Origin of the sequence: Gordoniibacillus kamchatkensis (assembly GCF_000829455.1) — a bacterium.
Classification (GTDB): Bacteria; Bacillota; Bacilli; order Paenibacillales; family NBRC-103111; genus Gordoniibacillus; species Gordoniibacillus kamchatkensis.
Window position 1 is genome coordinate 43374 of the sequence record NZ_JXAK01000020.1, and the last position, 19337, is coordinate 62710.

Below are 19337 nucleotides of genomic sequence, written 5' to 3' on the forward strand. Positions count from 1 at the left end.
TCCCGATAATTGCTCTGGTTGCTTGCCCATCTTTCATATAACCGGAAAACCTGGCGTTAATTCAATCCATTTCGGCCGATTATCAACCTAATCGCATATTTAGAGGGAGGGCTTCCATTAAATTTCCTCTCAAACGTTATTGCAGTCAAATTTAGATGGAGGATTTCCGGTTGCCCGGGAAAGGCGGAGCGGATGATGGGAATGTAGGCCTTGGAGCGAAGCGTGCGACTTTGAACTCGTGTTCCGACCATGTTTTCGTATTCTCGGGAACAAGAGTTCAAGGAAGCCGGAGACCCACATTCTTAGGTCCGCAGCGCAGCCATACTTTCTCGGGTGGCCCGAGGATTTCCCTTTAAGCTCACGCAGCGATGTATGTTGATCTTGCATGGTATTCACAGAGGCCATAACAGCGCAAAAAGAGCCTCCCCGACCCGATGGCCGGGGGGCCCCAATTGCACCCGCTAGCTTACGCGCGGCGCGCTCCTGTCCTTGGGCAGAAACACGGCCAAAATGCCCAGCAGCGGCAAATACGCGCAAAGCTTCATGATGTAAGCGATGCTGGTCGCGTCCGCAATCCAGCCCAAGACGGCCGAACCGAGGCCGCCGATCCCGAACGCGAGCCCGAAAAACAGGCCGGAAACGAGCCCCACTTTGCCGGGCAGCAGCTCTTGCGCGAACACGACGATAATGGAAAACGCCGACGACAGCACGAACCCCGCGCAAACGCACAGCACACCGCTCCAGAACAAATTGGCGTAAGGCAGCAAAATCGAAAACGGCGCGGTGCCCAGAATGGAGAACCAAATAATGTTGCGCCGGCCGTATCGGTCCGCAAGCGGGCCGCCGCAAAACGTTCCCGCCGCCGACGCGGCCAAAAACGCGAACAAAAACCATTGCGCATGGCTGACGGACACGCCGTAATCGTCGATCAAGAAAAACGAATAATAGCTGCTGATGCTGGACATGTAAATGTGCTTGGTGAAGACGAGAAATACGAGAATGACGATCGCCCAGCCGATTTGCGCCGCCGTCAGGCCGGTCTTCTGCCCTTCCGCCGGTTTCGGCTTGGCCGGGCGGCGCGGCTGGGCGCTTTGCCGGCTGTACCACCCGGCCACGTAATACTGAATCACGATGGCCGCGATAGCCGCAAACGAAAACCAGATCACCCCGAATTGCCCGATATTGACGAACAGCACCGCGGTCATGATCGGTCCGAGCGAGCTGCCGATATTGCCGCCGACTTGGAAAATGGACTGCGCCAGCCCCCTTCTCCCGCCGGCCGACAAATACGCGACACGCGACGACTCGGGATGAAAGATCGCCGATCCTACGCCCATGGCGACGACGGCAAGCAAAATGACGGCATAATGCGGCGCAAGCGCCAAGGCGACGACTCCCGCCAGCGTAAAGCAGACGCCGATTGGCAAAATATAAGGCCTTGGCCGCAAGTCGGAAAGATAGCCGACGACCGGCTGCATCAAAGAAGCCGTCATGTTCATGGCGAAGGCGATGAGCCCGACCTGCTTGTAGCTCAGCTGCAGCGAATCGCGCAAAATCGGAAACAATGCCGTTACGGTCGACTGCATCGTATCGTTCAACAAGTGAACGATGCTGATTGCAAACAAAACGGGGAATACCGTCGCCGAAACCGCGATCTCTTTGGTCAATATTTTGGACACGTTGAAGCTCCTCCCCCTCCTCGCACATATAAACCATTTTTACTACGAAAAGGGGAAACCTCAACCAAAATTTGTTTTTACACGCTATGGATGATCGACTCGGCGAATTCGCTCAGGTCGATGGATTTGCCGTTATTCAATCTCGAATGCTCCGCGGCGAACGCCATCATATGGCTTTGCACGGATGCTGACGCCGAAGTCAGGCTGCTGCCGCCCCGGTTTTGGCGCACTTCCCGCAAAAAGCTGCGGACGATGCCCGCATCACCGCCGCCGTGTCCGCTTTCCGGCACGTGCACGGCGATTTCGTTCACTTCTTTCGTGACAAAATCGTACAGCGTAATTTTGCCCTCGTGCCCGCTGATTTGCCCTTTCGTTCCCATAATTTGCACGATCCGTTCCTGCTTCATCGTAAAGCCGCACATGCTGAACGTCGCCGTCGCGCCGTTCGCGAACTCCATATTGACGACCTGGTGGTCGACGACGTTGTTGTCGCTTTTGTACACGCACCTGCCGTAAGGCGAAGTTTTGAGCCCGCTTACGATCGCCTCCTTGGACAAGTCCTGCGTGAAATGCCACGCCCATCTTCGGCCTTCCTCGCTCAAATAAAACCGCTGCGCCGAATACGGGCATTCATGCTCCACGGCACAGCCGTCCACGCAGCGGTCCGTCGACCCTTCGGGCGCGTTGCCGGAATGAAAATGCATTAACGACCCGTAGGAGCTGACGCGGACGCAGGGCTGATCCATGAGCCATGACAAAACGTCCATATCGTGGCACGACTTGGCCAAAATCATCGGGCTTGACTTGTCCGAATTGCTCCAGTTGCCGCGAACGAAGCTATGGGCGATGTGCCAATAACCGACGTTCTCGTTCAGCTGGATGGAAACGACGTCGCCGATGCGGCCTTCTTCGATGAGCTGCTTGATTTTCGACCAGAACGGCGTATAGCGCAGCACGTGGCAAATCGTCAGCAGCCGGCCGTTCTCCTTGGCGGCCCGCTCCATGTCGAGGCACTCTTTCGGACTCGGAGACATCGGCTTTTCCAGCAGCACGTGGTACTTTGCGCGCAGCGCGAGCATCGTCGGCTCGTAATGCATTTTGTCCTGCGTGCACACGACCGCGATGTCGGCCAGCTGCGGCTGCCGGAACAGGTCCTCCCAGCTGCCGAAGCAACGCTCCGGCGCAATCCCGTGCTCCTCGGCAAAACGGTTTCTTCTCGCTTCGTCCGGCTCGGCGACGGCGACGAACTTCAGCTCGTGCGGATAATCGAGAGCGTAAGGCGCATAGCTTCGCGCCCCTCTAGCGCCGGCGCCGACCAGTACAGCAGTAATTGGTTCCATATCTCTTGCTCCTCCCATGTATACAATCGTCTATTATTTAGAGCCGGTAAACGCAATGCCTTCGATAAAATGGCGCTGGAACAATATATAAATGACAATCAGCGGCCAAATCGCCAGCAAGGAACCGGCCATCAAAATCGGATAATTGGTCGTATGCTCCCCTTGCAGCGACGCGAGCCCGACGGAAAGCGGCATTTTATCGGGCGAGTTGATGACGATCATCGGCCACATGAGGTCGTTCCACGACCACAAAATGACGAAAATGCCGAGAGCGATGAGGCCTGATCGCGCCTGGGGCAGCATTATTTTCCAAAATACGCCGAACGGGTTGCAGCCGTCCATCTTGGCCGCTTCCTCGAGCTCCTTCGGCAGCGTCATGAAAAACTGGCGCAGCAGGAACGTTCCGAACGCGCTGAACAAGCCCGGGACGATGAGCGCCAGCAAGCTGTTCAGCCATCCCAGATGCTTCATGATCATGTACTGCGGAATGAGAAACACTTGCCCCGGCACCATTAAGACGGAGAGCGCCACAATAAACAGAAAATGGCGTCCCGGAAAGCGAAACCGGGCGAAGGCGTACGCCGCCATTGAGCAAAGCAGCAGCTGCCCCGCCGTCTTGGCGGCGGTGGTCACAATCGTATTCCAGTAAAATTTCAAAAAGGGCAGAGCCGCGATCACTTCCGCATAATTGCTCCAGTTCCATTTGCGCGGAATGATGACCGGCGGCACTTGCGTCGAATCGCCGAGCGTTTTGAGCGACGTGAGCACCATCCATACGAAAGGAACGACCATGACGAGAGCCCCGGCGATCAGAACGAGGTGAATGAATAGTGACGCCGTCCGGCGCCTGGCGCCATAAGTGCGAGCAGCCATCCCACGAGCCTCCTATTCGTAGTGAACCCATTTTTTTGCAGCTTCATTTGCACGTACGTCACCGCCAAAATGATGACAAACAGCACCATGGCGACGGTCGCCGCGTACCCTTTGTTGTTCAGCATGAAGGCGTACCGGTAGAACAAATATACGACCGTCTGCGTCGTATCGATGGCTGGCGTTGTCGCCGTTCCGGCGCTGCTTCCGACTACCATCATGAAAATGAGGTCGAACACCTGGAACCCGCCGATCAAGGAAACGACCGCCACAAAAAACACGGTAGGCGTGAGCAGCGGCAGCGTAATCATCCAAAACTTGCGAAGCGGGCTCGCGCCGTCAATCGATGCGGCTTCGTAATACGTCGACGAAATCCCTTGCAGCCCCGACAAAAAGATGATCATATTGCTTCCGATCGAGCTCCAAATCGCGACGACGATGACGGAATACATCGCGATGCGCGGATCGGTCAGCCATTGCGGACCGCGGATATGGACCAGGCTGAGCAAATAGTTGATCAAGCCGTAATCGGCGTTGTAGAGCCATTTCCATACCATCGCTATCGCGGCCGGCATCGTGACGACCGGCAAATAATAAATCGTCCGGTACACGGACAAGCCTCTGACCTTTTGGTTCAGCAGCACCGCGACCACAATGGAGAGAAAGATGCTGATCGGCACCGACAGCGCTATGAAAAGAAACGTATTGCGGAACGCCTTGAGCAGGTTCTGATCCGTAAGCAAATGCTTGTAGTTGTCAAAGCCGGTCAACTGGTAATTGTTGAACGCTCCCCACTTCGTAAACGTATAGAAAAACGTCTGAAGAACGGGCCAGACGTAAAACAGGGCAAGCCCCAGCATGGTCGGAGCGATCATCAAGTAAGCCCAAAAAAGCTCGTTCTTGTCGTAACGGTAACGGCGCTTATCCATTCCTGATCTCCTCCGCGTAATGGATGAACCGCGGCCCTACTTGCAGGCAGGGCCGCTGGACGAGTTATTGTTCCTGCGCCAGGAAGCCGTTCATCTGTTTAGCGACTTCTTTCGCCGCATCTTCGATTTTTATTTGCCCGGACCATGCTTTCGTAAACTGCTCTGTCTCCACCGTCGTCCACTTGGACGTATCTTTCGAAACCGGATACGGTACGGAATAAGCGACCATGTCGATGAACGCCTTCAGGTTGAAATTCGGCATCGAGTTTACCCAAGCGCTTTCCGTGCCTTTGTAGGCGGGAATGACCGTGCCCGTTTTGGCCTGAATGTCGGCCGCTTCTTTGCTGCCGAGGAACTTGACGAATTCCCACGCTTCCTTCGGATGCTTCGTCTTCGCGGCAATGACGTTGGCGAGGCCGTGGATGACCGCGGCGCGCTTTTTCCCTTGCGGCCATACGGCGACGTTGACCTTGTCTTTCGTGTACTCGTTTTTCGAATATTCGATCGCGTCCCAGGAGCCGTCGAAATACATCGCCACTTTGCCGGAGGTGAACAGCTGCATCGGCTCGGTATCGGTCATTTGCGCTTGCGTCGGGGATACTTTGTACACGGTAATGAGGTCCGTCCAGAACTTGAGCGCCTCGATCGCTTCCGGCTTATCGTACCCGGACGTTTTCTTGTCGTCGGAAATGACGTAGCCGCCATTTTGCGGAATCATATTGTAGTAGACGCCTTGGCTGTCCAGCGCCGCCGCGATCCCCCATACGCCTTTGGCGGGATTCGTCAGCTTCTTGGCCGCGTCAAGCAGGGCGTTCCAGTCCCAGCTCTCGTCCGGATATTTGACGCCGGCTTCGTCGAACATTTTTTTGTTGTACCACAGTCCGATGGTGTCATAATCTTTGGGGATGCCGTAGTTTTTGCCGTTAACCGTATAGAGCTTCACGAGCGCCTCGGGATAGTTGCTCATATCCACTTTATCGGCCTTGATTTGATCGCTGATCGGCAGCAGCTGGCCGTTTGCGGCAAATTTCACGATGCGCGGCCCGTTCATCCAAAATACGTCCGGCAGCTGGTCTCCCGCCGCGGCCGTCTCCATCTTGGACCAGTATTGCTTGTTGGGCGTCAGCTCGACCTTCACATCGATATTCGGATGCGTTTCTTTGAATTTGCTTACGATTTGCTCCATAGCCGGAACCTGGTTTTTATCCCATACCGCGTATGTTAGCGTAACCTGGTCTTTCGATGCTTGCTTCGGCTCGGCGCCGGCTTGTTGCCCGCAAATATGTTGGAATCGTTTTGTTGCTTCGTCCGGTCAGGTTCGCGTATAATCCGAAGATTGCCGGACAATGAGCCGGTGAGGAACTTGAATGTTGAGCGGCATCTGTTGCCGTCCCTGGATGTAATCAAGCAGCATGTTTACGGCAATCGTCCCGATCTCGAATTTCGGAATATGGATAGAGGACAAAGGGGGAGACGTATATTCGGCAATTTCGATATCGTCTATGCCGACAAACGCAATATCTTCGGGAATCCGCAGCCCTTTCTCGGCAGCGGCCCGCATGGCGGCAATAGCCATCATGTCGCTCGCTGCCAGCATGGCCGTAGGCAGGTTTTCCGGCTGGCTCTCGAGCATGGCCAGCATCTCGCCGTAGCTTCGGTCGACTTTCCATTCCGTCTCCACGATCCAGTCCGGATTCAGCGGCAAGCCCGCTTCCATGAGCGCGTACTTGTAACCGGTAAATCTCGGTTCTTCCGGAGTGCCGTCCTGGCCGGTCTCTCCGCCGACGAACCCGATTCGGCGATGGCCCCGGGAGATCAGATGCTGTACGGCGGTTTTCCCGACGGCGATCCGGTTGTAGTCCACGATCGGGTAATCCGTCCCGGCGGAAGTGATATCGATCCCGACTACGGGCACATGCCTGCGGATATAGTCCAGAATCGGAGGATCGATTTCCCCGACGACAATGACGCCGTCGACCGGAGTTTCCAGCAGCAGCTTGCCCGGTATCGGCTGGCTGCGCACTTCCTCCAGCGAGTGAATATAGGCCATCGTGTAGCCGGAATCGAGCAATTGTTTGTTAACTCCGGACAAAATGGGCGAAAAATACGGATGGTGCTGCCTCAGCTGCGGGGCGAACACGATGCATCCGACCTGCATGGAAGCTTTCGGCTTCTCCCGCTTTTGTTGGACGAGGCTTCGCGCCGATTGGTTCGGCTCGTAGCCGAGCTCCTGTACCGCTTGCCATATTTTTTTCCGCGTCTCCGGATTGACGTGCCTGCTCGTATCCTCGTTGATAACCCGCGACACTGTAGATACGGAAACCCCGACGTACTTGGCAATATCTTTTAGCGTTGACACTGTACGGCCGCTCCTTGCTCCCTCTTCGTGAAGTGCAATGCATGTGCGTAGCATTTCGTTTGCGCCAAACGTTTTCCACATTCATCATAATGCGACATGCAAACGCTGTCAATGCCTTTTTTGGGCGACAGCCTTGCCGATGGCAAGTCGGTTGGCCATCGAGCTAAACGTGATTTGACCTGCCCTACATCGCAGCCTGGAAAAACCAAAAGCTGCCAGTTCGGCAGCTTTGTCATTGTCAATATTTCAAATCGATCACCGGAATTTGGTTCGCTTCGCAATATTCGACGTACCGTTTCAGCTTGGTGAATACATCGTCCTGATAAATGAGGCGATCGTCGTCATCCAAATATTGAACGGTACCTTCCAGCAGGAACAAGGTGATCATCTCTTCTTCCCCGTCGACGACAAGCGTATGAATATCGCCCGGCGGCTCGTACACAAACGTCCCCGGTTTCGCCACCCAGTCTCTCTCCAAATACCTCCAGCTCCCCTGCACCGTAAACGCAAGCACTTGTCCGCCGCTATGGCGATGCCTGTTGACGACCCCGCCCGGCTTTACTTTCAGCACGTTGACCCAGCTTCCCCGGGCCAGATCAAACCGAAGCGGCTTAAACCACACCCGGTCTGTTTGCGGTACCCATGGGATGCTGTCGAAATCGATCGCCCGGTCGCTTACCTGCACCATTTTGGCAAAATCGTATAAAGCATCTGTCACTCTAGTCCTCTCCCTTCATCATTCTTGGCGGCGCCGGCGGGAACAAGGACGGGTCCCCGGCGAGGAGCCCTCCATCGACCGGCAGCACAACCCCCGTAATGAAACTTGCCCCGGATGAACATAGAAAACCGACCGCAGCCGCAACCTCCTCCGGCTTCCCAAAGCGGCGGAAAGGCGTTCTGGACAAAATCCGCTCGCGGAAAACCGGATCCCGGGTTGCCCCGGAAGATAGCGGCGTCTCAATGTATCCCGGACTGACGGCATTGACGCGAATGTTGTATTTCGCCCATTCTACGGCCAAACATTTCGTAACTTGCACGATTCCGCCTTTCGATGCCGCATAGGAAAGCAAATTCTCGCTGCCGTAATGCGCCAGCATCGAACCGAAATTGACGATAGCCCCGCCGCCTGCGCGAGCCATATGCGGTTGAACGGCCTGGCACATGTACACCGTACCGAGCAAGTTGACGTCAAGCACCGTCCGGAGCTCATCTTCCGGCACGTCCGCTGCCGGCGAACGGCGAATGATCCCGGCGGCATTGACCAAAATATCGATCCGCCCCCATTTCTCGACCACCTGCCGGGCGACCCGGTACGTACTGACTTTGTCCGTTACGTCTGCGCGAATATAAAGCCGCGATCCGGACTGTTCCGGTTCCCCCGCCGCCATGTCTTCCTTCTGCTCGGCAACATCGATGACAGCTACGCGATGCTCTGAGGCGAACAGTTTTTGTGCGACCGCCCGTCCAAGTCCGGACGCCCCGCCCGTAACGACAGCAACCTGGTTCAAGCTCACTTCGCCTTCCTTTCCCGGCAACATCATACGCTCAAAGCTCATCGCTCAATATGCGCGTCGTTATTCCAAATCGCCTGCACCCGCTCCCAGGTCGGCAGCCCTTCCCAGTCTCCTTCGGCCTGGACCGCGAGCGCCCCGATCAAATTCCCCAAGTGTACCGCTTCCGCATGGCTGTATCCTTTGAGCAAACCGGCGATAAAGCCGGCGCAAAACGCGTCCCCCGCCCCAACCGGATCGACCACCCGCTCGGCTTTCACGTACGGGATTGCCGTAACGCCGTCTTTGTCCACGAGCAGCGTCTCGTTGTTTCCGCCCTTCACGATGCTTACCGCTTGCAGCTCCTTAAGCCTGGACACAATCTCCGCTGCATCATCCGTTTCGTACAACAGCTTCAGCTCGTCAAGCCCCGGCAAAAAGTAATCCGCCTGCTCCGCCAAAGGCAGCAATACCTTCCTTGCTTCCCTCAGACTCCAAAGCTTCAACCGCAAGTTAGGGTCGAAGCTGATTTTCACCCCGTGCTTGCGCGCCGCCCGAACCGCTTCATAGACAGCGCCTCGGGCCGTTTCGCTGATCGCGCAGGTGATCCCCGTAATATGCAAAATGTGCGCTTGCTTAATATAAGCTTCGTCGATATGCTCCGGGCCCATTTGGCTCGCTGCCGAGCCGCGTCTGTAATAGTAGACGGAGGTCTGCCCGGCTACGGTCTCCCGCAGCATGAAACCCGTCGCGGCCTCGTCTGTCAGCTCCGCCTTCGCCACATCGACGCCTTCACCTCGGATCGCTTTCAAAATGGACCTGCCAAGCGGATCTTTGCCTAACCGCCCGAACCATCCCGACCGGTGTCCGAGCCGGGAAACCGCAATCGCGAAATTGCTCTCCGCCCCTCCGAACGACTTCGTGAATTCGCCGCTATATTCGATCCCTTTCGTGTTCACCGGGGTCATGAGCGCCATAGATTCGCCGAACGTAACGACTTCGACATGCTGTGTTCCGGACATCTTTTGCCACCTCTTCTCCAATGTTACGGCCGCCTCTATTGTTAAAATTACCGATTCGGGCCGTATAATCATAGGCGGCATTTTTACGATTTTGTTCGATTTTTTTGGGAGGTCATTCGGGTTTGAAAAAAATCAAACAATATCATAAATTTACGGCATCGCACCGGGCCGGGCACGGTTAGTATCATTAGGAATGAAAACACCGCCGTTAGAGGGCGGGAAGCTTTGATCATAACGAGAAAGAGGTGCCCGCATGAAATTTGATAACCCGGAAGACATGATCCAGTTGACGCCCCATTGGCAGGGCGAGCGGTTTCCGAACGGCCGTCCCAAAGTGCCGGAAGACATTCTTCGCCGCATTCGGAAAATTACGTTGGAGGAAGCATGGGGACCGCTTTACAGCAGAGGCTATACGTACCAGTTTGAAGGCGATTTCAAAATCATTCATCCGGACAAGGTGATGGTCGGCCGCGCCGTCACTGCCGTCATGGTGCCCAAACGCCCGGACTTGCACGAAACGCTGCTGAAATACGGGCATGAGCAAGAAGGCAGAAAAGGCTTCTTCAACCAATGGGTCATCGATTCTCTCGGTGAAGACGATGTCGTCGTCGTCGATATGTTCGACAAAATTTACCAAGGCACTTACGTCGGCGGCAACTTGTCGACCGCCATCTCCACCCGTACCAAACGAGGCGGCGCAGTTATCTGGGGCGGCATCCGCGACAATCAGCAAGTTGTGGAAATCGAGAACATCAACGTGTTTTACCGCGGAAGCGATCCGACAGCCATTGCCGACGTACGATGGTCGGGATGAACGTTCCGACGCGGATCGCAGAGCGGTCTGTCTGCCGGGTGACGTTGTTTACGCTTCGCCGGCCGGAGTCATTTTCATCCCTCCGCATTTGGCCGAGCTTACCGTCGTTCAGGCGGAGAAGTCTCAGGTGCGCGACGTATTCGGATTTATCCGGTTGAAAGAAGGCGTTTATACGACCGCCCAAATCGATGCATCGTGGACCATGCCGCTATGGCAAGATTTCCTGGATTGGTTTGGCAGCGCCGAAGAAGCGGCCGAGTACCGCCATCTGACGTGGGAGCACGAGCTCGAAGAAGCGCGCAAATTGGCGGGAAGCGGCCCGGCGAACGACGTTCGCATGTAAGAAGCGGAATGCAGAAAGGATGGCTGAATGGCCATCCTTTCTTGCCGTTTCTATTAAAAAACTTCGCAAGCGCTTCTTTAACTTGTTGTCTCGGTTCGAAAACGTCATGTCCCGCCCGATGCCCCCGTACTGCTCGTCGCTCAAATGGGACCCTTCCTCACTTCCTTTTTCAATTAAGATTACGGGTAATAATACCGATAATGGAAATAATAAACTTTGCACTACGATATGGCGAAGGGATCGGTCGGCACATGAATGTTTCGGAAATCCTCGTTCGTACGGTGGCAGCGTATGTTGCGCTTTTCTTTTGGTGCCGGGTGTTCGGCAAGAAGCAGATTTCGCAAATGACGTTTTTCGATTACGTGGCCGGCATCACGCTCGGCGCCATAACCAGCGCCGTTATATTCACGAAGGATGTTCCGCTTTGGTCGGGAGTGGCGGTGCTTTCGACATTCGCCTTGCTGAGCCTGCTGTCCGGCATCATCGTCATGAAGAGCCAAGCCGGCAAAAAACTGCTGGCCGGCGAGCCGTCCGTCATTATCCGCAGCGGCGACATTGTGGAAAGCGCCATGCGCCGCTGTCGTCTGACGAAGGATGATCTGTTGAAGCTGCTGCGCGGGAAAAACGTGTTTCATTTGGACGAGGTGGAGTATGCCGTGTTGGAAACCGACGGCTCCCTTTCCGTTCTGAAAAAGGCCGACGAATTGCCAGTTACGCGTAAAGACATGAACATTCGTTCCGCTTCGCGCGGATTGTCAAAAATTGTGGCCCTGGACGGCAAGCTGGCAGCCGCGGGCCCCTTATCGGAAAAGACAGACCCGGCTTGGCTCGCAGAGCGCCTTTCAGAGCAAGGAATCGGCAGTATTGAGGAAATATCGTTGGCCCAATTGGACGAAGAGGGCACTCTTTTTGTCGACGTCAAGCAAGATCAAGCGGAGGAACGGCTGCAGCAGTAGTGTGCCTCCGTACGCTGGTCTGCCGGCCGGACTGCATGGGCTGGGCAAGTCATCGCTGGTTTGTTCCGCTACCATCTTCGTTAATGAAGTCCTTGTAGCCTGGCATGGCCGTCCCCCCCATTGTTCAATCGGGACTTCACCGTTCAAAAAAAGAAACCCGCAGCGCTGAAATCCATTCAGCACTCCGGGCCTGTACCCATGCTTTAATCTTGAACCTCCTCAGTATATTCTTTTAATCAGTCCGCCGAGCTGATGATGTTAGGGCTGGAAAGGACGAGAAAACGGTAATCCCGGTTGAGCCCATTGATGCGGTTCATATCGTCATCCGACAGCTCGAAGTCGAATATGGCGGCATTCTCGACGATCCGCTGCTCGCGAACCGACTTCGGGATCGTCACCACTTCGTTTTGCAAATTCCAGCGCAGCACGATTTGCGCCGGCGTTTTCGCATACTTGCGGCCGAGCTCCTGCAGCAGCGGCACATCGAGATGGCCTTGCATGAGCGGGCTGTACGCTTCCAGCTGAATGCGGTGTTGTTTGCAGTAATTGTGCAGTTTGTTGCGGGTCAGCAGCGGATGGTATTCGACCTGGTTCACTGCCGGCACTTCGCCTGTCTGATCGATGATCCGCTCCAGATGATCGACCGTGAAGTTGCTTACGCCGATCGCCCGCACTCTTCCTTCCCGGTACAGCTTCACCAAGGCGCGCCAGGCATCGACGTATTTCCCTTCCAGCGGCCAGTGAACGAGATAAAGGTCGACGACGTCCAGCTGCAGTCGTTTCAGACTTTCCTCGAAAGCTCTCAGAACCGAATCGTACCCTTCATTCTGGCGTTGATTCGCAACCTTGGTCGTAATAAACAGCTCGCTTCTCGGTACGCCGCTTTCACGGATCGCTTTGCCGACGCCAGCCTCATTCTCGTACGCTTCGGCGGTGTCGATGCTGCGGTAGCCCGCGCGAATCGCCGCTTTGACTGCATTTTCCACCTCCTCGCCGTTATTGACTTGCCAGACGCCAAGCCCGAGCCAAGGCATCCGGACGCCGCCACGCAGCACGGAGCAGCTTGCGATGCTTGCAATCATTCCTCTCTCTCCTTTCTGTTTCCAACAACTTGTAATCTACCATATCAAAAGCCCCTATCCGTGTATAGGAGACAAATTTATTATGATAGGCGGTATTTTTACGATCGTCTTCCAGGTTTATCGAGGTGGCGACGGTTCGAAAAAAATCAAACAATATCGTAAATTTACGGCATCGCACCGCCACGTACCCGATTTGTAAGATTGGTGATGTCGGGAACACGTTCATAAACAAGGGAGGTGACGATATGAGATTGCACGACAAGGTAGTCTTTATTACGGACGCCGACAGCCCTTCGGGCAAGGCGATCATCGACCGGCTGAGCGGGGAAGGCGCCCATTTCGTCCTGAACAGCGTATCGGGCGGAGAAAACATCCGGGCGAATGTGGAGCGCTGCCAATCGGCGGGCTCCAAGGTGTTCGTCGTGAACATCGACTTATGCCAAAGCAGCGAAGTGGAGGACATGCTTGAAAGTGCGGCAGGGCAATTGGGCACTGTCGACATACTCGTCCACAATAACAATGTTGTACGGCCGATCAGCGTGGAAACAGGTGAAGAAGCGCTGTTTCTCGACATCATGAACGCCAACGCAAAGTCGGCCTTTATTTGCACGAAAGCGGTCGGCAAACAGATGGAAGCGAAGCAATCCGGAAAAGTCGTTTACGTCAGCTCGATCCACGCCGAGAAGCCGACGGGCTCTTCGTTCGCTTACAGCGCGTCGAAGGGCGCAGTCAAAATGCTTACCCGTGAAGCGTCCATCGTCCTGGGCCGACATGGAGTAAACGTCAATGCGATCGAGTTCGGTCCCGTCGAGGGGGACGACGCCGCATTTGAGAGCGACATCTCGACGCTCTACCATTCTTACCGGTATAAGGTCCCGAATGCGGTTCTCGGCAGCTACGAAGACTTGGCCAATCTCGTCCTGTTTCTTTCCGCCGACGAAGCGCGATATTTGAACGGAGCGGATATCCGAATGGACGGAGGATTTTTGATGCACTACATGGATTTTAAAATGAAGCGGCCGGGGGGATCGGTATGAGTCTTTCCGGAAAAGTCGCAGTCGTTACCGGCGCCGGAACGGGAATCGGCAAAGGAGTCGCCATCGAGCTGGCGAAGCGCGGCGTTAAGGTGGCCATTTCGTACAATTCCAGCGACGCCGGAGCGAACGATACCCGGCAGCGGATTGAAGAGATTGGCGGAGAATCGGTTATCGTCAGGGCCAACGTAGCGATTAAGCAAGAAATCGACGATATGGTGAACGCGGTCGCGGATCATTTCGGCGGAATCGACATCTTGGTGAACAACGCCGCCCTGCAGCTCAATTACAACTTCGAGCATAGTGACGAACAGTACGATCGAATGATGAACATTAATCTGAAAGGCTATTGGCAGTGCATGCAGGCCGTAGTCCCCTATATGAAGGCCAAACAATCCGGCAGAATCATCAATATTTCTTCCGTTCACGGCAAGCGGCCGACCGACTTCGATACCGTCTACTCAATGACGAAGGGCGGCATCAAAATGCTCGGAAGAGAAGCCGCCATCGAGCTGGCCAAGTACGGCATTACGGTCAATACGATTGAGCCCGGCGCGGTCAACGTCGGCAAACAGGGAACGAAGGAAACGAAGCCGATCGTCCCTGCGGAAGCGGCGGATAGGCTGAAGAAGGAACCGCCTCGCGATATCCGCAAAAAGTTCCCGCTAGGCCGGGTCGGATTGCCCAAGGATGTCGGCAGTCTCGTTTGTTATCTCGCATCCGACGAGACCGAATTTTTGACCGGCGCCGCAATACGATTGGACGGCGCCAGCATGCTGCTGTGAAGCGGTCCTTTAAACGGAAAACCGGCATGCCCATGAAGATGCGCATTCATGGGCATGCCGGAATTTCTTTGCTGCATTGCGCGATAACCAGGCCCGGGCGTTCTACAAGTATTTCTTTAAATTTTGGGCGCTGATTCGAGCATTTTCGAGCGAGTCGGGTTCATTCCAAAGTTCGGTCACTGCCCATTTGGTACCGCATTCCTCTGCGGCTCTTACAATGGGGGCAATGTCCAGCACGCCACTGTCTCCGACGGCACATCCGAAATGATAATCATTCACCGTATCGTGACGTACTAAAATATACTCGCTGTCTTCATCCTTCGAGAGAGGACGATAATCCTTAAAGTGCAGGATATCCACATAACCCTTATACTTATGAAGATACTCCGCCGGGTCCACACCGCCGCAAATCATCCATGCCGTATCAAATTCAGGCTGCAAATATTCGAGGCCTACATCTTCAAACATGCCATCGACGGTATAGCGTCCTTTGTAATCATGCAAATATCCGTAAGCAGCACAATGGACCTGCAGCTGAACGCCGTTGCTTTTAAAGATCTTGGCAGCCTTTTCAACCTTTTTGATGATTTCAATCTGTTTCTTATGAGGCGTCCTGTCTCCATAGAAAGCGGGTCCAATCGCTGCATAAGGTATTTCGAGTTCCACGCATTCTTTTAAAATCGGATCGGGATTTTCAAAAAGCAATCTGGAAGAGGCGTGGTATCCAATCCCCTTTACATCGTTTGCTTGAAGTGCCTTTTTTACTTCTGCCGGCTTAACCCCAAACAGCTCTTCCACCGTGCCGCGATCGTTTATAGCGAATTCAAAGCCGTCATACCCTAACTCTTTGACAATCTCAATCGCTTTGCAGATGCCTTCTTTCATGCACACATCATGAATGCTCCACATCTGCAGGCCAAGTTTCATTTTGCCCATTGCGTTATCTCCTTTATCATTTAAAATTGGCTTATTTCTTCAAACAGCACTTCCCTGTTCAGTTTTCCGGAAAGGTAGAAAGCCTCCATAACGGCAACGACATTGAGCACTTCTTCCCGTTTAATGATGCATTCTTCCTTGCCGTCGAGAACGTCGATGATATGTTCGATGAGCAGATCGTGCCCGACTCCCTTGACAGCGCCGGGTTTGGCAATGTCAATGTCGGGAACGGTATCCGCCTGATATTGATTCATGCTCGTATAAATCGCAATCGGATGATCTCCCTGGGCTTTCTTATTATAGACCAAGCCCCCCTCTGTCCCGGCGATCCGATACCCGTCAACAGGCGGAAGATTGAGCGCCCACGAAAATTTGAAATTGACGAGCAGGTCGCCTTCAAACCGCATGCTGCCTGCGGCATGGTCTTCGACGGCGAACTCGCGGTAATCATAAGCTCTGGGCACATATTGTAAATTGGTCCCGGTTTTCGATTTTCCCGCGTTGGGATCGGCATTGGCGATCTTGGTCCACGTTTTGCCGGAGACCGATATCAGCTTGGGGTTTCCAAGAATAAACATCAGAGCATCCACATAGTGAACTCCAACATCGCAGAACGGTCCCCCGCCATTTTCTTTCGCCAGGTGGAACTGCCCCCAAGTAGGGACCCCCCTGCGGCGAACATTTTCAATTTCCGCAAAATAGATGTCCCCCAACCGGCCGGAATCTACCAGATCTTTAACCGCTTGAATAGCGCCCATCCGATTGTTTTGACAGGCAATCAGCATACGCCCCGCCTTATCCGCTTCTTCGTACATCTCCCGCGCATCTTGCAAATTCAGCGCAATCGGCTTCTCGCACAGGACGTGAGCCCCTGCCCGAAGAGCCGCTATCGTCCATTGCTTATGGGTTTTGTTTGCGGTGCAGACCGAAACCAAATCCGGCTTACACTCATCGAGCATTTGCTGCGGATCGGTATAATAGTTAGGGATTTGAAACAGCTTGGCAGCATGGATGCACGCCTCTTCCCGGTTATCGGCGACAGCGACAATTTCTACCCTTTTGCCCAGGCCCAAATAGGCCGGAATATGAGCGGTTCCGGCAATAAATCCGGCACCGATAATGGCTACGCGGTAAGTATCTCGATTGCCCAATGTGTTCCCTCCGTTAGCTGTTTTTCTTTTTATCTTCCAAAAATTGACTGAATTGCTTCTGATATTCAGCTACATACTTGTCAAGGCCGGCTGCTTTTAATTTCTTAAGAGCGTCCGGGAACGCTTTGTCATAATCCACAAAACCATATTTGATCGGCAATATGAGCTGCTTGTACAAATTGCTCAGATTGGTATACTCCTCGGCCACCGGAGTCGTATCGAACCTGAAACCGACTACAGGGCTCATCGTGACAGGCTCTTTAATCGGGTCTTTAAAGATATGAAATACTTTATCCGGAACGGTCGTCTCTATGCGTCTGTAATTGATATCGGGAATCATCCAGTTATCAAATTGGTACAGGTCTTTTCCGTCCTGGCCTTTCATAGGGGTAAACCGGTCCGATCCCGAGGCCGTATACGTTTTCCCCTCGATTCCATACATGAACAAATCGTGATTCTCTTTACTGCTGTAGAACCAGTTCAAGAACATCAAACCGGCTTCCGGATGCTTGGACGTTACAGGTATGGCGTTCGCGTTCAAATTGTAAAAGTAACCGAACAGGCCTTTTTCGGGATTCAGAACGCCATCCCCAAGTACGGCTTGAGGGTAGTTTTTGCTCATGGCAACCAGGTTCGAGGAATAATCGAAAGATTCGAAGCCCATGGCAAACCTTCCGTAGGAAGCTTCGCGACTAATATAATCTTTGTCAAGGGTAAGAAGATCAGGGTTGATCAAGCCCATTTGATTCATTCTTCTGTAAATCTGGGCGTCTTTCTTGAATTCATCCGATTCGAACCAAGAATGCACACTGCCGTCCTGATCGACCTCGATCAACTCCGAGTTCGTATTATCCACAAAGAAAGGATATTTCGCGTAAGTTCGATGCAGCCAAGAGAAAGGGCGGGTCATCGGATTATACACATAGGACATCTTGCCCTGCTCTTTAAAAATCGCATCTTGAAGCTTTTTGGCCGTATCGATCACTTCATCGACGGTTTTAGGTACAGGCAGCCCCAGCTTATCCAACAGGTCTTTTCGGAAATAAAACGCGCCGTCGGATTTGCCGTCCTTATTGGTCGTATGGGCCGGGACAGCGAGAATCTTTCCGTCAACCGTTACCTCGTCCCACATCGACTTCGGGAAATGTTCGTACAGCTTCGGATATTTCTTCAATAAATCGTTGAGCGGAATAATGGCATGCTTTCCGTATAAAACCCCTACAGGTTTCAAGTCCTGCATCACATGGAGAAGTTCGAACTCCTCGCCGGTCGAAAGCATCAGGTTCGATTTTTGATCCCAGGCATCCCAAGGTATGCGAATGAGCGAAATTTCGATCGGTACGCCGTCCGCTTTCAGTTTTTTGTTGACTGCATCCATGACTTCGTTTTCCAAAGCAAAATGATTCCCCGGGCTCAAATATCTCATTTTGATGACTTCATTCGAGGAGCTGCTTCCCGGCTCGGAGGCTTCATTGTTCTTGGTGCAGGAAGCCAGAAGCGAACAAGCCATAACGCCTGCTAGAACTATCGCAATTCGCTTTTGCCGAATTTTCACCCGTATTCCCTCCATGGATTCAATCTGTTCGCTCAGCTTACGATCAATATACAGTTTCGGCATCAAATAAGAAAACGACAATTTATGCAAAAAATCTTTTCCACCGAACCCCCTCCTCTCAGCCTTTAATTGCCCCAACAATCATGCCTTTGACAAAATATTTCTGTAAAAACGGGTAAAGCAGAACAATTGGACCTATAGTAACGATTGCTGTGGCCATTTTTAAACTTTCCGTAGGCGGATTCATCGCTATGATGGATGTTACTTCCGAAAGCATTTTCGAATCGGACTGAATTTTAAACAATGTCATTTGGAGCGGGTACAAATTGGCGTTATCCAATAACATAACCGCGTTAAACCAATCGTTCCAATAGCCTAAGGCGTAAAACAACGAAACTGTCGCAATGGCGGGCAAACAAAGCGGAAAGTAAATTTGAAACGCAATCCTGGTTTCTTTAGCTCCATCCATTTTCGCCGACTCCATAAGGGAATCCGGCAATCCCCGGATAAAATTGCGCATCAAAAATAAATTAAAAGGTGAAAAGACCAATGACGGTATGATCAGCGACCAAATATTGTTATAGAGGTGCAGCAGCTTGCACATCAGATACCACGGCACAAGACCGGAATTAAAAACGGTGGTGATGAAGAAAAATAACGCCAACTCGTTTCTGTACTTCACATGCCTATTGGCCAGGGCATAGGCCGCCAAATAAGTAATAAGAAGCGCGAGAATGGTGCCTGCGGCCGTAATAAAGACTGAGATCGCATAGCTTTTCAGTATAGGTGAACCAGGGTAAAAAATGGCGCGATACGCAGAAAGCGAAATTTCTTTCGGGAAAAATGAATAGCCGTAAGTGCCGATAGATTTCTCGCTTGCGATCGAGTTCGTAAATACCAAAAGAATTGGAAGGATGCAAATTAACGAGAAGAGCGACACGACACAAGTAATGAAGAGCTCGGACAATGTGAAGTTCTTTTTCATTACCGGA

18 protein-coding genes and 1 pseudogene are annotated in these 19337 nt (G+C 53.2%); 5 read left to right on the forward strand and 14 right to left on the reverse strand.

The window, feature by feature from the left end; genetic code table 11:
- Nucleotides 1-461: 461 nt before the first annotated feature.
- From SD70_RS13020 to SD70_RS13060, 9 genes and pseudogenes are all read right to left on the reverse strand, one after another.
- Nucleotides 462-1679, reverse strand: a complete 1218-nt coding sequence (locus SD70_RS13020; protein ID WP_052487382.1) for an MFS transporter — start codon at nucleotides 1677-1679, stop codon at nucleotides 462-464.
- Nucleotides 1680-1756: 77 nt separating this feature from the next.
- Nucleotides 1757-3019, reverse strand: coding sequence for a Gfo/Idh/MocA family protein (locus tag SD70_RS13025; RefSeq protein ID WP_041047988.1), 1263 nt, complete (start codon nucleotides 3017-3019; stop codon nucleotides 1757-1759).
- Between the two features lie 33 nt (nucleotides 3020-3052).
- Nucleotides 3053-3892 (reverse strand): carbohydrate ABC transporter permease, encoded by an 840-nt coding sequence (locus SD70_RS13030; protein WP_041047989.1) that lies wholly within the window; start codon nucleotides 3890-3892, stop codon nucleotides 3053-3055.
- Nucleotides 3893-3904: 12 nt separating this feature from the next.
- Nucleotides 3905-4818, reverse strand: a pseudogene (locus SD70_RS13035) (carbohydrate ABC transporter permease).
- A gap of 64 nt (nucleotides 4819-4882) precedes the next feature.
- The gene (locus tag SD70_RS13040) at nucleotides 4883-6004 is read right to left on the reverse strand and encodes an ABC transporter substrate-binding protein (protein WP_052487383.1); all 1122 of its coding nucleotides are present in this window, start codon (nucleotides 6002-6004) and stop codon (nucleotides 4883-4885) included.
- Between the two features lie 126 nt (nucleotides 6005-6130).
- On the reverse strand, nucleotides 6131-7177 hold the full coding sequence (locus SD70_RS13045) for a LacI family DNA-binding transcriptional regulator (protein WP_041047990.1): 1047 nt from the start codon (nucleotides 7175-7177) through the stop codon (nucleotides 6131-6133).
- 238 nt (nucleotides 7178-7415) lie between these two features.
- Nucleotides 7416-7895, reverse strand: coding sequence for a 2,4'-dihydroxyacetophenone dioxygenase family protein (locus SD70_RS13050; protein WP_041047991.1), 480 nt, complete (start codon nucleotides 7893-7895; stop codon nucleotides 7416-7418).
- Nucleotide 7896: 1 nt separating this feature from the next.
- Nucleotides 7897-8718 (reverse strand): SDR family NAD(P)-dependent oxidoreductase, encoded by an 822-nt coding sequence (locus tag SD70_RS13055; protein WP_052487391.1) that lies wholly within the window; start codon nucleotides 8716-8718, stop codon nucleotides 7897-7899.
- 11 nt (nucleotides 8719-8729) lie between these two features.
- On the reverse strand, nucleotides 8730-9689 hold the full coding sequence (locus SD70_RS13060) for a sugar kinase (RefSeq protein WP_041047992.1): 960 nt from the start codon (nucleotides 9687-9689) through the stop codon (nucleotides 8730-8732).
- Nucleotides 9690-9942: 253 nt separating this feature from the next.
- On the opposite strand from SD70_RS13060, the gene SD70_RS39785 reads away from it, so the two are divergent.
- The 3 genes from SD70_RS39785 (at nucleotide 9943) to SD70_RS13070 (ending at nucleotide 11802) form a co-directional block, all read left to right on the forward strand.
- Complete coding sequence (locus tag SD70_RS39785) at nucleotides 9943-10503, forward strand: RraA family protein (protein ID WP_331436775.1); 561 nt, start codon at nucleotides 9943-9945, stop codon at nucleotides 10501-10503.
- Nucleotides 10478-10846, forward strand: coding sequence for a hypothetical protein (locus SD70_RS39790; protein ID WP_331436776.1), 369 nt, complete (start codon nucleotides 10478-10480; stop codon nucleotides 10844-10846). Before SD70_RS39785 ends, SD70_RS39790 begins: the two co-directional genes overlap by 26 nt.
- A gap of 251 nt (nucleotides 10847-11097) precedes the next feature.
- Nucleotides 11098-11802, forward strand: coding sequence for a DUF421 domain-containing protein (locus SD70_RS13070; protein WP_041047993.1), 705 nt, complete (start codon nucleotides 11098-11100; stop codon nucleotides 11800-11802).
- Between the two features lie 236 nt (nucleotides 11803-12038).
- Here the strand turns inward: SD70_RS13070 and SD70_RS13075 are convergent, their stop codons facing one another.
- Complete coding sequence (locus SD70_RS13075) at nucleotides 12039-12884, reverse strand: aldo/keto reductase (protein ID WP_041047994.1); 846 nt, start codon at nucleotides 12882-12884, stop codon at nucleotides 12039-12041.
- 245 nt (nucleotides 12885-13129) lie between these two features.
- Here SD70_RS13075 and SD70_RS13080 point away from each other — a divergent pair, with 245 nt between their 5' ends.
- Together SD70_RS13080 and SD70_RS13085 are read left to right on the forward strand one after the other, a co-directional pair.
- Entirely contained in the window at nucleotides 13130-13921 is a 792-nt protein-coding gene (locus tag SD70_RS13080; protein ID WP_041047995.1) for an SDR family NAD(P)-dependent oxidoreductase, read from the forward strand.
- On the forward strand, nucleotides 13918-14703 hold the full coding sequence (locus SD70_RS13085) for an SDR family NAD(P)-dependent oxidoreductase (protein ID WP_041047996.1): 786 nt from the start codon (nucleotides 13918-13920) through the stop codon (nucleotides 14701-14703). The genes SD70_RS13080 and SD70_RS13085 overlap by 4 nt, the downstream gene beginning before the upstream one ends.
- 102 nt (nucleotides 14704-14805) lie before the next feature.
- On the opposite strand, the gene SD70_RS13090 is transcribed toward SD70_RS13085, so the two are convergent.
- The 4 genes from SD70_RS13090 to SD70_RS13105 all read right to left on the reverse strand — a co-directional run bounded on the left by SD70_RS13090 (nucleotide 14806) and on the right by SD70_RS13105 (nucleotide 19330).
- Nucleotides 14806-15639, reverse strand: coding sequence for a sugar phosphate isomerase/epimerase family protein (locus SD70_RS13090; RefSeq protein ID WP_041047997.1), 834 nt, complete (start codon nucleotides 15637-15639; stop codon nucleotides 14806-14808).
- Nucleotides 15640-15659: 20 nt separating this feature from the next.
- Nucleotides 15660-16790, reverse strand: a complete 1131-nt coding sequence (locus SD70_RS13095; RefSeq protein ID WP_052487384.1) for a Gfo/Idh/MocA family protein — start codon at nucleotides 16788-16790, stop codon at nucleotides 15660-15662.
- Between the two features lie 13 nt (nucleotides 16791-16803).
- Entirely contained in the window at nucleotides 16804-18216 is a 1413-nt protein-coding gene (locus tag SD70_RS13100; RefSeq protein WP_197081025.1) for an extracellular solute-binding protein, read from the reverse strand.
- A gap of 247 nt (nucleotides 18217-18463) precedes the next feature.
- Nucleotides 18464-19330: a carbohydrate ABC transporter permease gene (locus tag SD70_RS13105; RefSeq protein ID WP_052487385.1), complete on the reverse strand. Its 867-nt coding sequence runs from the start codon at nucleotides 19328-19330 to the stop codon at nucleotides 18464-18466.
- Nucleotides 19331-19337 lie beyond the last annotated feature (7 nt).

Bases quoted from the DNA above. Each gene is read 5' to 3' on its own strand.
- SD70_RS13025 (WP_041047988.1), bottom strand. From the start codon at position 3,019: ATGGAACCAATTACTGCTGTACTGGTCGGCGCCGGCGCTAGAGGGGCG.
- SD70_RS13030 (WP_041047989.1), bottom strand. From the start codon at position 3,892: ATGGCTGCTCGCACTTATGGCGCCAGGCGCCGGACGGCGTCACTATTC.
- SD70_RS13040 (WP_052487383.1), bottom strand. From the start codon at position 6,004: ATGGAGCAAATCGTAAGCAAATTCAAAGAAACGCATCCGAATATCGAT.
- SD70_RS13055 (WP_052487391.1), bottom strand. From the start codon at position 8,718: ATGATGTTGCCGGGAAAGGAAGGCGAAGTGAGCTTGAACCAGGTTGCT.
- SD70_RS13060 (WP_041047992.1), bottom strand. From the start codon at position 9,689: ATGTCCGGAACACAGCATGTCGAAGTCGTTACGTTCGGCGAATCTATG.
- SD70_RS39785 (WP_331436775.1), top strand. From the start codon at position 9,943: ATGAAATTTGATAACCCGGAAGACATGATCCAGTTGACGCCCCATTGG.
- SD70_RS13070 (WP_041047993.1), top strand. From the start codon at position 11,098: ATGAATGTTTCGGAAATCCTCGTTCGTACGGTGGCAGCGTATGTTGCG.
- SD70_RS13075 (WP_041047994.1), bottom strand. From the start codon at position 12,884: ATGATTGCAAGCATCGCAAGCTGCTCCGTGCTGCGTGGCGGCGTCCGG.
- SD70_RS13080 (WP_041047995.1), top strand. From the start codon at position 13,130: ATGAGATTGCACGACAAGGTAGTCTTTATTACGGACGCCGACAGCCCT.
- SD70_RS13085 (WP_041047996.1), top strand. From the start codon at position 13,918: ATGAGTCTTTCCGGAAAAGTCGCAGTCGTTACCGGCGCCGGAACGGGA.
- SD70_RS13090 (WP_041047997.1), bottom strand. From the start codon at position 15,639: ATGGGCAAAATGAAACTTGGCCTGCAGATGTGGAGCATTCATGATGTG.
- SD70_RS13100 (WP_197081025.1), bottom strand. From the start codon at position 18,216: ATGAGATATTTGAGCCCGGGGAATCATTTTGCTTTGGAAAACGAAGTC.
- SD70_RS13105 (WP_052487385.1), bottom strand. From the start codon at position 19,330: ATGAAAAAGAACTTCACATTGTCCGAGCTCTTCATTACTTGTGTCGTG.